This is a genomic window from Methylobacterium sp. WL12 (assembly GCF_008039475.1).
Lineage (GTDB): Bacteria > Pseudomonadota > Alphaproteobacteria > Rhizobiales > Beijerinckiaceae > Methylobacterium > Methylobacterium cerastii.
Window position 1 is genome coordinate 1 of the sequence record NZ_VRUW01000104.1, and the last position, 13,657, is coordinate 13,657.

Sequence of the window (13,657 nt, forward strand, 5' to 3'; positions counted from 1 at the left end):
GGGTTGATCAGCGGCGGCGCGGTCCGGCGCATCGGACGGCGGGCCGGCGCGTCCGGGCGGGGACCGGTGACGATCGCCTCGGAGGCGCGCGGTTCGGAGACGCGGTCCGGGCGCAGCTCGGAATCGTCCAGAAGCGCGGCGTCCAGCGGCGGAACCGCGAGCGACGCGGCGGACGCGAGCGCCCCGCCCGGGCCGGACACGGTCGGGGCGAGCACGATCGGCATGGAGAAGTCGGGCCGGAACGCGGCCTGGGCCTGCGTCTCGAGACCGGAAAACGGGTCGGGCCCCGCCTCGGCCAGGGTTTCGGCGAAGGGCGCCGCGAGGGGCTCGGCCATCGCCTCGGGGCGCAGGGCCGGGTCGCGCTGCTGCCCGCGCTGGATGTGGCGCTCGATCACCACGTCGTTCGGGCCGCCGACGAGCAGCAGGTGCTCGACGTTGTCGCGCCGCAGCAGGATCAGCTGGCGCTGCCGGTCGAGCTCGTACACGTCGACGATGCCCAGCCGCGGCTGGCGCCCGCGCTGGCCGCCGCGCTTCGCGTCGGCGAGGCCGCCGCCGCCGAGGCGCCGCACCACCAGCACGATCACCGTCAGCACCGCGAAGATCACGGCGAAGATGGCGACGTACTGCACGACCGGAGAGCCGTCAGACCCGAACACGGACTGCAACCATTGCACGGACACTACTCTCGTTCTTCACGGGTCCGGGACGGCCCTACGCAAAACCACCCCGTCAGTATCACGGGCGCCCCCCCGCCGGGCAATCATCGTTAAGTCTTCGTTAACAGCTTCGCTCCGCGTGCCGCGGCCAAAAGCTTAACCCGACGTTAACCATGAGGGCGGCAGATTTTGCCGGGCGGCCGGAGACAGGGCCGCCGCGCAATCCGGAGCCCCACCGTGGCCGTCACCGACATGCCGCTGCTCGGAATGCTCCGCACCAAGATGCAGTGGCATCAGGCGCGCCAGAAGCTGCTCGCCGAGAACGTCGCCAACGCCGACATGCCGGGCTTTCGCCCGCGCGACCTCGCGCAGCCGAGCTTCGACCGCGCCACGGGCCTCGCGGCCTCGACGGGCAGCGGGATGACGCTGACCAATGCCGGCCACATCGCCGCCTCGGGCGACGCGGGCGTCGGCGCCGACCCGCGCCGCGTGACGGAATTCGAGATCCGCCCGAGCGGCAACGGGGTCAACCTCGAGGACGAGATGATGAAGTCCGGCGACAACCAGTCGGACTACCAGCTCGCCGCGTCGATGTACCAGAAGAGCCTCGACGTCCTGAAGATCGCCATCGGCAAGAAATGACCGGCGGAACAGACGTGATCGGAAGGGACTGAGCCATGGATTTCAACAAGTCGCTCACGATCGCCGCCGCCGGCCTCAAGGCGCAGTCCGGCCGGATGCGGATCATCGCCGAGAACATCGCCAACGCGGATTCCGCGCCCCAGAGCGCCAACGGCGAGCCCTACCGGCGCAAGATCCCGACCTTCAGGAGCCACGTCGACCGCGAGACCGGCGCGAACCTCGTCGAGGCGGGCCGCGTGCGCCGCGACATGACTGCCTTCCGGACCAAGTACGATCCCGGCAACCCGGCAGCCGACGCCAAGGGCGAGGTGCGCATGCCCAACGTCAACGGGCTGATCGAGAACATGGACATGCGCGAGGCCCAGCGCTCCTACGAGGCGAACCTCAACATGGTCACCACCGCGCGCCGGATGATCTCCCGCACCCTCGAGATCCTGAAGTAGGCGGAAGACCACCATGGCCAGCAGCAACTTCGCGGCGGGCGCCTACGCCGCCGTCCAGAACGTCGGCGCCTTAAAGGGCGCGCCGAAGATCCAGCCGACGCAAGGGGCGGGCGGCGACTTCACCCAGCTCCTGGGCCGGGCGCTCGACGGCGTCGGCGACGCCGGCCGCAAGGCCGACGCCCAGGGCATGGCGGTGGCCGCCGGCAAGGCCAACGTGGTCGACGTGGTCACGGCGGTGGCCGAGAGCGAGACCGCGCTGCAGACCATGGTCGCCGTGCGCGACCGGATGATCTCGGCCTACGAGGAGATCATGCGGATGCAGATCTAGCCGGACCAGGCCCAGCCCCGTTCCCGGGGCGGGCCGAGGCGTCACATCCCCCAACGGTTCGAGCAAGCATCCAGACCCATGACCGGACTCGCCATCCTCGACGTCGCGCGCGACGGCATCTTCGTCTTCCTCAAGGTCGCCGGCCCGCTGATGCTGGTGGCGCTGGCCGTCGGGCTCGTGGTCTCGCTGGTCCAGGCGCTGACGCAGATCCAGGAGCAGACCCTGATCTACGTGCCCAAGATCGTCTCGGTGTTCGCGGCCTTGCTGCTGATGCTGCCGTTCATGGGCGACGCGCTCGCCGGCTACATGACCCGCATCGCCGCGCGCATCGCCGCCGGACAGTGAGAAGAGACGAAGCGGGCGGCCGGCTGCTATGACGGCGCATGAACCTGCTCCTGCCCGGGATCGCGGCGGCCTACCTGCTGACCTTCGCCCGGGTCGGTACGCTGATCATGCTGATGCCGGGCGTCGGCGAGCAATCGGTCTCGCCGCGCATCCGGCTGTCCTTCGCCCTGCTGGTCTCGCTGCTGCTGTTCCCCATGGTGCGGCCGCTGCTGGCGGTGGGCTCCGACGCGATCGGCACGCCACGGCTGATCGGCCTGCTGTTCTCGGAGACGCTGGTCGGGCTGGTGATCGGGCTGACCGTGCGGATGATCCTCGCCGCGCTCCAGACCGCGGGCCTGATCATCTCGCAGCAGGTCGGCCTGTCCTACGCCATGACCGTCGACCCGTCGCAGGGTGGCCAGCAGCCGGCGCTCGGCAACTTCCTCTCGCTTCTCGGCATCACGCTGATCCTGGCGGCCGACCTGCACCACGTGGCGCTCGACGCGATCGGGCGGAGCTACGCGGTGCTGCCGCCGCAGGCGGTGCCGGCCTTCGGCGACGCGGCGACCCTGGCGCTCAAGGCGATCGGCCGCGGCTTCACCCTCGGCGTGCAGATCGCCTCGCCGTTCATCGCCTTCGGCATCCTGTTCAACCTCGGCCTCGGGGTGCTGTCGCGGCTGATGCCGCAGCTGCAGGTGTTCTTCGTCGCGGTGCCGGCCTCGGTGCTGATCGGCATGCTGATCCTGTTCGGCTCGCTCGGCGTGATGATGACCGTGTTCCTGGACGACCTCGGCCGCTACCTGCTGGAATTCGCCGGACGGTGAGCCGGTGTCGGACCATCGCGTGGTCGAGGCGCAGGTCCCTTCTCCCAGGGGGAGAAGGACAGGATGAGGGGCGTGAGTTTTCCGGCGAGGTCACGACCCTCACCCCAGCCCTCTCCCCATGGGAGAGGGGGCAGGTCGGCGCCGAACGTGGACATATCCTGGTCCGTCTCGGGAGCGGCTGAGCCATGTCCGAGGGCACCGAGCAGGAAGACAAGACCGAAGAACCGACCCAGCGGCGCCTCGACCAGGCGATCGAGCAGGGCAACGTCGCGACCAGCACCGAGATAAACACCTTCGCGATCCTGGCGGCCTTCACCCTGGCGCTGGTGATCGCGGGGCCGAGCATCGCCCGCGGGCTCGTCGCCGAGATGCGCGGCTTCCTGATGAACGCCCACGCGGTGCCCGACGACCCGCACGCCATGGTGGGCATCGCGGGCCGTACCCTGACGATCTGGCTGCAGGCGCTCGCGGTGCCGGCCGGGCTCGTGGCGGTGGCGGGTCTGGCCGCCGGCCTGCTGCAGCACCCGCTGGTCTTCACCACCGAGACGCTCGGGCCGAAGTTCGAGCGGATCTCGCCGATGGCCGGCGTCAAGCGCATCCTCGGGATGGAGGCGCTGTTCCAGTTCGTGAAGGGCCTCGCCAAGATGGCGGTGGTCGGCGTCGTGGTCGGGACCCTGCTGTGGCGCGACCGCGACCGCCTCGAGGTGTTCGCCCGCCTCGACCCAGCCGCCTGCCTCACGGCGATCCTCGGCATCAGCATCAAGCTGCTCGGCGGCGTGCTCGCCATCCACCTAGCGATCACGATGGCCGACGCCCTGTACCAGCGCTACCGCTGGCGCCAGCGCCTGCGCATGTCCAAGGAGGAGATGAAGCAGGAGATGAAGGAATCCGACGGCAACCCCGAGGTGAAGGGGCGGATGAAGCAGATCCGCATGCAGCGGGTGAAGAAGCGGATGATGGCGGCGGTGCCGACTGCCACGGTGGTCATCACCAACCCGACCCACTACGCGGTGGCCCTGCGCTACGAGGCCGGGATGGGCGCGCCGGTCGTCGTCGCCAAGGGCGTCGACTCCCTGGCCTTCCGCATCCGCGAGCTCGCCAAGTCGCACGACGTTCCGGTGCTGGAGAACCCGCCGCTGGCGCGTGCGCTCCACGCCACCGTGGAGATCGACGAGGCGATCCCGGCCGAGCACTACAAGGCGGTCGCCGAGGTGATCGGCTTCGTCATGCGCCTGCGCCGCCGGGCCGCGTGAGCGCGCCGAACGCACGGTTTGTCCACCTTCCTCGGCCAGACTAAGCCGGGACCGACCGGAAGGCGGCCCCCGTCGGAAGTCGGCGCGTCCTGAAAGACAGCGCTTGCCGATCGGCGGGGTGAGGGCATAACCGGTCCTTCGTTTGTGGATTCAAGGCCCGATGCCGGATCTTAGTGGACCCACGCCCGCGGTTTCGGGCTCGATCGACCGGTCGGAACGGCCCGGGCGGGTCGGATTGCTGCTCGTGCTCGCCGGGCTGCTGGTCGGGGCGGCGATCGGGCTGTCGTTCGTAGCCAACGAGCAGGCGCAGTCGCTGATCATCTGGCTGCTGGCGCTGCTCGCCATGGCCGGCGTGTTCTTCCTGTTCGCGATGGCGATCGGGGCGATCCAGCTCAGCGGGCAGGGCGGGCGCGACGACATCACCAAGGCGATCGTCGACGCCGCCCCCGAGGCCACCGTCGTGGTCGAGGAGGGCGGCCGGCTGATCTACGCCAACGAGGCCTACCTGAACGTGGCGGGCGGCGACAGCTTCTCGACGCTGCGCCCGGTCGAGCGGATCTTCGTCGGCTCGCCGGAGGTGTCGGAGGCGATCTACCGCCTGTCGCAGGCCGCCCGCGACGGGCGCAGCCACGCCGAGGAGGTGCGGATGTCGCCGCCGCCGGCGGGCGGCGCGCGGGGGCGCGACTTCGCCTGGTACCGCATCCAGGTCCGGCCGCTGCCGCGGCCGGGACGGGCCGCCTCGCTCTGGACGGTGGGCGACATCACCGCCGAACGCGAGCGCCAGGAGAACGTCTTCCAGGAACTCCAGCACGCGATCGACTACCTCGACCACGCGCCCGCCGGCTTCCTCTCGATCGATCCGACCGGCGCGATCGTCTACATGAACGCGACGCTGGCCGCCTGGCTCGGCTACGACCTCGCGGTGGTCGGCCCCGGCGGCCCGCACCTCTCCGAGATCGCGCCCGCCGCCGACGCGCTGATCCAGAACGCCGGGCTCCCGGGCGAGGTCCGCACCGACCGGTTCGACCTGGATCTCCGCCGCCGCAACGGCCACCCGATGCCGGCCCGGCTCTACCACCGCGTCGCCTTCGGCAAGGACGGCAAGCCCGGCGCGTCGCGCACCTTCGTCATCAACCGCTCCGCCGGCGCCGAGAGCGACGAGCCGCAGCGCGCGGCCGAGGTGCGGCTCGCGCGCTTCCTCAACAACTCGCCGATCGCCATCGCGACGCTGGACCGCTCGGGCCGGATCGCCAGGGCCAACGCCTCGTTCGCCCGCCTGTTCGGCACCCTGCCGCGGCACGCGGTGGCCGAGTCCGCGGCCGGCGCCGAGGAGCCGAACTTCGCCGAATCGGTGGTCGAGCGCGACCGCCCGGCCCTCGATGCGGCGCTCGCCAAGGCGGCGAGCGGGCTCTCCGAGATCGAGCCGATCGAGGTCATGCTGGTCGGCAACGCCAACCGCTCGGCCCGGGTCTGGCTCAGCACCGCGGGCGGGGAGGGCGCCCCGGGGCAGGGGCAGGAGGAGGCCGACCGCGAGCCGCTGATCCTCTACGCCCTGGACACCACGGCCCAGCGCCAGCTCGAGCAGCAGATCGCGCAGACCCAGAAGATGGACACCGTCGGGCAGCTCGCCGGCGGCATCGCGCACGACTTCAACAACGTCCTCCAGGCGATCATCGGCTACTCGGACCTGCTTCTGGCGAGCCACAAGCCGACCGACCCGGCCTTCCAGGACATCATGCAGATCAAGCAGAACGCCAACCGGGCGGCGGGCCTCGTGCGCCAGCTCCTGGCGTTCTCGCGCCGGCAGACGCTGCGGCCGGAGGTGATGAACGTCGGCGAGGCGCTCTCGGAGCTGACGCTGCTGCTGAAGCGCCTGCTCGGCGAGCGCGTCGGGCTCGACCTCAAGCACGGGCGCGACATCTGGCCGGTGAAGGCCGACGTGAACCAGTTCGAGCAGGTGATCGTGAATCTCGCGGTGAACGCCCGCGACGCGATGCCCGGCGGCGGCCGCCTGCTGATCCGCACCGCCAACGTGCTCGACCCGGGCGCGGCGGCCAAACCCGACGGGCGCGGCGGCGCGCCGGCCGGCGATCACGTCCTGATCGAGGTGCTCGACACCGGCGAGGGCATCCCGCCCGACCTGATGGAGAAGATCTTCGAGCCGTTCTTCACCACCAAGGAGATCGGCAAGGGGACCGGCCTCGGCCTCTCGACGGTGTTCGGCATCGTCAAGCAGTCCGGCGGCACCATCGACGTGCAGTCGACGGTGGGCGAGGGCACCAGCTTCCGGATCTACCTGCCGCGCCACGAGCCCGCCGCCCTGCCCGAGCCGGCGCCGGCGCTGCCGCCGGCCGCGGCCGACGCGTCCGTTTCTGCGGCCGGCGCGCAGCCGGGGGGCGAGAACTTCGTCCTCGTCGGCGATCCGCCGGCGGCACCCGCTCCGAAGACGCCTCCGCGAAAGCCCTCGGCCGACCATACCGGGCAGGGGGTGATTCTCCTCGTCGAGGACGAGGATCCGGTCCGCGCCGTCAACAGCCGCGCGCTCTCGGCCCGCGGCTACACCGTGCTCGAGGCCGCCTCCGGCATCGACGCGCTCCACATCGTGCGCGAGGGCGGCCATCAGATCGACCTCGTCGTCTCCGACGTGGTGATGCCGGAGATGGACGGCCCGACCCTGCTGCGCGAGATTCGCAAGCACCTGCCGGACCTCAAGGTGATCTTCGTCTCGGGCTACGCCGAGGACGCGTTCCGCAAGAACCTGCCCGAGGGCGAGACCTTCAACTTCCTGCCCAAGCCCTTCAGCCTCAAGCAGCTCGTCGAGACGGTGAAGGCGACGATGGCCGAGCCGTAAGGCGGCGGGCAGGCGCGGAAAAGGCTCCCCCGTGGGCCGATTTCGTCCTTGCTGGACAAGAACAAAACAGGTACATCAAATGCAGGTTCCGGCGCATTGAGATGCGCGCCCAACCCCTGCATAAGGATGCCGAACGATGGCTCAGGCCGCACTGAAAGTGGTGGAAACCCCCGGCATGGTGGACAAGGACAAGGCGAAGGCGATCGACGCCGCGCTGTCCCAGATCGAGCGGGCCTTCGGCAAGGGCTCGATCATGCGGCTCGGCAAGAACGACAAGATCGCGGAGGTCGAGACCGTCTCGACCGGCTCGCTCGGCCTCGACATCGCGCTCGGCGTCGGCGGCCTGCCGCGGGGCCGCGTCATCGAGATCTACGGGCCGGAATCCTCGGGCAAGACCACGCTCGCGCTCCACACCATCGCCGAGGCCCAGAAGACGGGCGGCGTCTGCGCCTTCGTCGATGCCGAGCACGCCCTCGATCCGATCTATGCGCGCAAGCTCGGCGTCCAGCTCGACGACCTGCTGATCTCGCAGCCCGATACCGGCGAGCAGGCGCTCGAAATCACCGACACGCTGGTGCGCTCCGGCGCCATCGACGTGCTCGTGGTCGACTCGGTGGCGGCGCTGACGCCCCGCGCCGAGATCGAGGGCGAGATGGGCGACAGCCAGCCCGGCCTCCAGGCGCGCCTGATGAGCCAGGCCCTGCGCAAGCTCACCGGCTCGATCTCGCGCTCGAAGTGCATGGTGATCTTCATCAACCAGATCCGGATGAAGATCGGCGTGATGTACGGCAGCCCGGAGACGACCACCGGCGGCAACGCGCTGAAGTTCTACGCCTCGGTCCGCCTCGACATCCGCCGCATCTCGACCCTGAAGGATCGCGACGAGGCGATCGGCAACCAGGTCCGCGTCAAGGTCGTCAAGAACAAGGTCGCGCCGCCGTTCAAGCAGGTCGAGTTCGACATCATGTTCGGCGAGGGCGTGTCGAAGGTTGGCGAGCTGATCGACCTCGGCGTCAAGGCCGGCATCGTCGAGAAGTCCGGCGCCTGGTTCTCCTACAACAGCCAGCGCCTCGGCCAGGGCCGCGAGAACTCGAAGGGGTTCCTGCGCGACAACCCCGAGATCGCCGGCAAGATCGAGGCGTCGATCCGGCAGAATTCCGGGCTCGTCGCCGAGAAGATCCTCGAGAACGCCAAGCCGACCGAGGACGAGCTCGACGAGGGCGAGGCTTAAGTCCCGCACCGCCTCGAATCAGCCATCCAGAACGAAGAAGCGCGCCGGCCCGAGAGGGCGGCGCGCTTTTTCGTGTCAGGGCCAACGAATCGAAAAGCGCCGGGCGAGTAAATCTCAGGCCGAAAAGCCCGTCGGCTCGAACAGAAAATCGTCCACCGTCGGGATGCTGACCGAAAGCCCGGCATAGGCCGGCTTCGACAGGCGCCACGGGCGCTCGGCGCGGGCGCGGATCGCCTCGGAGGGACGCAGGCGGCGCAGCGAGCCCTCCGGCTCGACCTCCTCCACGGTGAGGAACCCGTAGACCTGCAGGCGGGACGCGATGAGCTTGGTCTCGCGGTCGCCCGCGGCCACCGTGAGCGTCCCCGTGGCGTAGACCGCATCCATCAGCGCGCGCTGCTCGGACCGGCGCCGGGCCTGCCCCTCGCGCACCCCGCCCTCGTACGGCAGAGGCCGGCCCGCGGCGGCGATCCGCCGGAAGGGGACGACGTTCTCGGCCGCACTCGAAACGCTACCCATACGCATCACCCTGACCGTCGACATCGCGAACCGCCGGGGGCGCAGCGCGCCGCCCCGACGAAGCGGAGAATTCGACCAATCGCTTTAATCTTCCGTGAGCGATGTCGGCCCGCATCCGGCACGACCTGCCCCGATCCGGCACGCCACGCCCGGATTGACGGGCCGCCCCGCACGGGGAACACAGCACCGCATCGGGCGGAGACGAGGATTTCGGGGCGATGCGGGGACGCGTTCTGGCGGTTGCGGAAGCCTCGGCCCCGGGCCTCGTCGCGGGCGACGACGGACGCCGCTACGCCTACGGCCTGACCGACCTGCGCAGCGCCGCCCCGCGCGCCGGCGAGGCGGTCGACTTCCAGGTCGAGCCCGGATCGGGCGATTCGGCCCGGCCGATCGGAACGGCGCGCGACCTGTACCTGATTCCCGGCGTCGTGCCGGCCTTCGCGGAGGCTCCGACGCACCCGGTGGCGCTCCACGGCGCACCCAAGCCGGACTGGACGCGCTTCTATCTCAGCCCGAACGGACGCGTCGCCCTCGGCGACTACTGGCTCTACGGCTTCCTCGTCCTGTTCGCCGTCAACCTGCTGCTGGGCTGGATCCCGGTCTTCGGCCAGATCGCTTCGCTCGTCGCAGCCTGGGCCGGCATCGCGCTCGCGACCAAGAGGTGCCACGACGTGAACCGCAGCGGCTGGTGGAGCTGGCTGCCGATCGTTCCGCTCGTAGCGGGGTTGGCAGCGGTTCCCCTGGCACTGTCGAACGCCGGAGACGCCGCCGTCGCGGTCGTCGTGGTCAGCAGCCTCCTCGCCCTGATCGCCGGCGCATGGCTGTTCTTCGCCGTCCTGATCCGCCAAAGCGACCCGGGCGACAATCGCTTCGGCCCGCCGCCGCCCCGCATAAAACCTTAACCTCTCGTCGGAGGCGAGATTATCGGCCGGAAACCATTGACCCACCCGGCGATGGAGGCTAGAAGCGCGCCACTTCGAACGGCCCGGGGGCTGCTGACGAGGCTGGGCGACAAGCCCGACCGACCGTCGACGACGCGCCGAACCACCGTCGAAGGCTCACATCGCCTGACGTCCTCGTCAGATCAGTAGGTACGAGCGCGCCTGCCTCAACAGGGGTGCTCCTCTGCCGACAGCGCGCCAAGGGTCCTCACCGACCCCTGGCGCATATTCGTTTTGCGGATCTCCCTTCGGGGGCATTCGTGGGCGGCTCCGCAGGGAGCCACGTTACGTCGCACGGGATCGCGCAGCGCCGCGATCCGGAGGAAGAGGGCACCAGATGCCGACGATCAACCAGCTGATCGCGCAGCCGCGGAAGATCCAGCGGAGCCGCAACAAGGTGCCGGCGCTCAACGCCTGCCCGCAGAAGCGCGGCGTCTGCACCCGCGTCTACACGACGACCCCGAAGAAGCCGAACTCGGCGCTCCGCAAGGTCGCCAAGGTCCGCCTCACCAACGGCTTCGAGGTGATCGGCTACATCCCCGGTGAAGGCCACAACCTTCAGGAGCACTCGGTCGTCATGATCCGTGGCGGCCGCGTGAAGGACCTTCCGGGCGTGCGCTACCACATCCTGCGCGGCGTGCTCGACACGCAGGGCGTCAAGAACCGCAAGCAGCGCCGCTCCAAGTACGGCGCCAAGCGTCCGAAGTAAGCACGACTCGCCCAGACGTTTGGTCTGGGCGGACATCACGGCATTCCACTGCCTCGTAAGGATGTCGCCGGCGCTCCGAAGGGAGTTGCTCAAGGCGGCCTGCGCGGGGTGCTTAGACTCTTTATCGTTCGAAAGAACCCGCCATGTCCCGTCGCCATTCCGCCGAGAAGCGTGAGATCATCCCCGACCCGAAGTACGGGGACATCGTTCTCACCAAGTTCATGAATTCGATCATGTACGAGGGCAAGAAGTCGGTCGCCGAGCGGATCGTCTACGGCGCCTTCGAGATCGTCGAGAACCGCGCCCGCGCCAACCCGATCGAGGTGTTCCGCGCGGCCCTCGAGAACGTCGCACCGATGATCGAGGTGCGCTCCCGCCGCGTCGGCGGCGCGACCTACCAGGTTCCCGTCGAGGTCCGTACCGAGCGCCGCCAGGCGCTGGCGATCCGCTGGCTGATCCAGGCCGCCCGCGGCCGCAACGACCGCACCATGGTCGAGCGCCTGTCGGCCGAATTCCTCGATGCCGCGAACAATCGCGGCAACGCCGTCAAGAAGCGGGAAGACACGCACCGGATGGCTGAAGCCAACCGCGCCTTCTCGCACTACCGCTGGTAAGCGGCCCGACGCCCCTTTCGGAGAGATCCCGATGCCCCGCACCCACGCGATCGAGGACTACCGCAACTTCGGCATCATGGCCCACATTGATGCCGGCAAGACCACGACCACCGAGCGGATCCTCTACTACACCGGCAAGTCCCATAAGATCGGCGAGGTCCATGAGGGCGCCGCCACCATGGACTGGATGGAGCAGGAGCAGGAGCGCGGCATCACGATCACGTCCGCCGCGACGACGTGCTTCTGGCGCGAGAAGCGCCTGAACATCATCGACACGCCCGGCCACGTCGACTTCACCATCGAGGTGGAGCGCTCGCTTCGCGTGCTCGACGGCGCGGTGTGCGTGCTCGACGGCAACCAGGGCGTCGAGCCCCAGACCGAGACCGTCTGGCGCCAGGCCGACAAGTACGACGTGCCGCGCGTCGTGTTCGTCAACAAGATGGACAAGATCGGCGCCGACTTCTTCAAGTGCGTCGCCGACATCATCACGCGCGTCGCGGGCAAGCCGGTCTGCCTGCAGCTGCCGATCGGCGCCGAGAGCACCTTCCGCGGTGTGATCGACCTGATCAAGATGAAGGCGATCGTCTGGTCGGGCGAGGCGCTCGGCGCCAACTACGACGAGGAAGAGATCCCGGCCGACCTCAAGGATCAGGCGGTCGAGTATCGCACCAAGATGATCGAGGCCTGCGTCGAACTCGACGACGAGGCGATGACCGCCTACCTCGACGGCGTCGAGCCGAGCGAAGAGACCCTTCGCATGCTCGTCCGCCGCGCCGTGCAGCTGCGCGCCTTCCACCCGGTGCTCTGCGGCTCGGCGTTCAAGAACAAGGGCGTGCAGCCCCTGCTCGACGCGGTCGTCGACTACCTGCCGTCTCCCGCCGACCGCGGCGAGATCAAGGGCCTCGACTTCAAGACCGAGGAAGAGATCGTCCGTCATCCGACCGACAGCGATCCCTTCTCGATGCTCGCCTTCAAGATCATGGACGACCCGCATGTCGGGACGATCACGTTCTGCCGCGTGTACTCGGGCAAGATCGAGTCGGGCGCCAACGTGCTCAACTCCTCGCGCGACAAGAAGGAGCGCGTCGGCCGCATGCTCCTGATGCACGCCAACAACCGTGAGGACGTCAAGGAGGCCTTCGCCGGCGACATCGTCGCCCTGGCCGGCCTCAAGGACACCCGCACCGGCGACACGCTGTCGGACCCGGTCAAGGTCGTGATCCTCGAGAAGATGGAGTTCCCCGAACCCGTCATCGAGATCGCGGTCGAGCCGAAGTCGAAGGCGGACCAGGAGAAGCTCGGCATCGCGCTCGCCAAGCTCGCGGCCGAGGACCCCTCCTTCCGCGTCTCCACCGACCAGGAGTCGGGCCAGACCATCCTTCGCGGGATGGGCGAACTCCACCTCGACATCAAGGTCGACATCCTGCGCCGCACCTACAAGGTCGACGCGAACATCGGTCAGCCGCAGGTGGCGTACCGCGAGAAGCTGACCCGCCGGACCGAGATCGACTACACCCACAAGAAGCAGACCGGTGGTACCGGCCAGTTTGCGCGGGTGAAGTTCGTGGTCGAGCCGAACGAGCCCGGCAAGGGCTTCGAGTTCGCCTCGAAGGTGATCGGCGGCGCGGTGCCGAAGGAGTACATCCCGGGCGTCGAGAAGGGCCTCAACTCGGTCCTCGGCGCCGGCATCCTCGCCGGCTTCCCGGTGGTCGACATCAAGGTGGAGCTGATCGACGGCGCCTACCACGACGTCGACTCCTCGGCGCTGGCCTTCGAGATCGCGTCCCGCGCGGCTCTCCGCGAAGCGCTGCAGAAGGGCGGCTCCGTGCTGCTCGAGCCGGTGATGAAGGTCGAGGTCGTCTCGCCGGAAGAGTATACCGGCTCGGTGATCGGCGACCTCAACTCCCGCCGCGGCCAGATCCAGGGCCAGGACATGCGCGGCAACGCGAACGTCATCAACGCGATGGTGCCGCTCGCCAACATGTTCGGCTACGTGAACCAGCTGCGCTCCTTCTCGCAGGGCCGCGCCAACTTCACGATGCAGTTCGACCACTACGAGGAAGTGCCGCGCGGCGAAGCCGACAAGGTCATCGCCAAGTACGCCTAGCTCCAGTACGCGTAAGCCGATCCTCGACATCCCATCCGCGTCGCCGGCCTGACCGCAGGCCCGGCGCGCACCACTCACCGAACCGGAGGCTACCATGGCCAAAGAGAAGTTTGCCCGCACGAAGCCGCACTGCAACATCGGCACGATCGGTCACGTCGACCACGGCAAGACGTCGCTGACGGCGGCGATCACGAAGGTCCTGGCGGAGTCCGGCGGGG

At 69.0% G+C, this 13,657-nt stretch carries 14 protein-coding genes and 1 pseudogene; 13 read left to right on the forward strand and 2 right to left on the reverse strand.

Annotated elements, in window-relative coordinates:
* Positions 1-674, reverse strand: a pseudogene (locus FV226_RS24170) (flagellar biosynthetic protein FliO); the annotation flags it as partial.
* A gap of 219 nt (positions 675-893) precedes the next feature.
* On the opposite strand from FV226_RS24170, the gene flgB reads away from it, so the two are divergent.
* The 8 genes from flgB to recA all read left to right on the forward strand — a co-directional run bounded on the left by flgB (position 894) and on the right by recA (position 8,552).
* Positions 894-1,298: a flagellar basal body rod protein FlgB gene (gene flgB / locus FV226_RS24175; RefSeq protein WP_147754435.1), complete on the forward strand. Its 405-nt coding sequence runs from the start codon at positions 894-896 to the stop codon at positions 1,296-1,298.
* A 35-nt stretch (positions 1,299-1,333) separates the two neighbouring features.
* On the forward strand, positions 1,334-1,741 hold the full coding sequence (flgC, locus tag FV226_RS24180; RefSeq protein ID WP_147754436.1) for a flagellar basal body rod protein FlgC: 408 nt from the start codon (positions 1,334-1,336) through the stop codon (positions 1,739-1,741).
* 13 nt (positions 1,742-1,754) lie between these two features.
* On the forward strand, positions 1,755-2,069 hold the full coding sequence (gene fliE / locus FV226_RS24185) for a flagellar hook-basal body complex protein FliE (protein WP_147764915.1): 315 nt from the start codon (positions 1,755-1,757) through the stop codon (positions 2,067-2,069).
* Between the two features lie 78 nt (positions 2,070-2,147).
* On the forward strand, positions 2,148-2,414 hold the full coding sequence (gene fliQ, locus FV226_RS24190; protein WP_147728151.1) for a flagellar biosynthesis protein FliQ: 267 nt from the start codon (positions 2,148-2,150) through the stop codon (positions 2,412-2,414).
* A 38-nt stretch (positions 2,415-2,452) separates the two neighbouring features.
* Positions 2,453-3,217, forward strand: a complete 765-nt coding sequence (gene fliR / locus FV226_RS24195; RefSeq protein WP_147754438.1) for a flagellar biosynthetic protein FliR — start codon at positions 2,453-2,455, stop codon at positions 3,215-3,217.
* A gap of 185 nt (positions 3,218-3,402) precedes the next feature.
* A complete protein-coding gene (flhB, locus tag FV226_RS24200) occupies positions 3,403-4,470 on the forward strand; it encodes a flagellar biosynthesis protein FlhB (RefSeq protein ID WP_147764916.1) in 1,068 nt (355 codons plus the stop codon).
* Between the two features lie 160 nt (positions 4,471-4,630).
* Entirely contained in the window at positions 4,631-7,321 is a 2,691-nt protein-coding gene (locus FV226_RS24205; RefSeq protein ID WP_147764917.1) for a response regulator, read from the forward strand.
* Positions 7,322-7,457: 136 nt separating this feature from the next.
* The gene (gene recA / locus FV226_RS24210) at positions 7,458-8,552 is read left to right on the forward strand and encodes a recombinase RecA (protein WP_147754337.1); all 1,095 of its coding nucleotides are present in this window, start codon (positions 7,458-7,460) and stop codon (positions 8,550-8,552) included.
* A gap of 114 nt (positions 8,553-8,666) precedes the next feature.
* Here the strand turns inward: recA and FV226_RS24215 are convergent, their stop codons facing one another.
* The gene (locus FV226_RS24215) at positions 8,667-9,068 is read right to left on the reverse strand and encodes a hypothetical protein (protein ID WP_147754338.1); all 402 of its coding nucleotides are present in this window, start codon (positions 9,066-9,068) and stop codon (positions 8,667-8,669) included.
* Positions 9,069-9,286: 218 nt separating this feature from the next.
* Here FV226_RS24215 and FV226_RS24220 point away from each other — a divergent pair, with 218 nt between their 5' ends.
* From FV226_RS24220 to FV226_RS24240, 5 genes are all read left to right on the forward strand, one after another.
* The gene (locus FV226_RS24220; protein WP_147764918.1) at positions 9,287-9,970 is read left to right on the forward strand and encodes a DUF805 domain-containing protein; all 684 of its coding nucleotides are present in this window, start codon (positions 9,287-9,289) and stop codon (positions 9,968-9,970) included.
* A gap of 376 nt (positions 9,971-10,346) precedes the next feature.
* Complete coding sequence (rpsL, locus tag FV226_RS24225; protein WP_066927123.1) at positions 10,347-10,718, forward strand: 30S ribosomal protein S12; 372 nt, start codon at positions 10,347-10,349, stop codon at positions 10,716-10,718.
* Positions 10,719-10,861: 143 nt separating this feature from the next.
* Entirely contained in the window at positions 10,862-11,332 is a 471-nt protein-coding gene (gene rpsG / locus FV226_RS24230) for a 30S ribosomal protein S7 (protein WP_147728202.1), read from the forward strand.
* Between the two features lie 31 nt (positions 11,333-11,363).
* A complete protein-coding gene (fusA, locus tag FV226_RS24235; RefSeq protein WP_147754335.1) occupies positions 11,364-13,439 on the forward strand; it encodes an elongation factor G in 2,076 nt (691 codons plus the stop codon).
* Between the two features lie 94 nt (positions 13,440-13,533).
* On the forward strand, positions 13,534-13,657 hold a 124-nt coding region (locus FV226_RS24240), incomplete at its 3' end, for a GTP-binding protein (protein WP_246686237.1).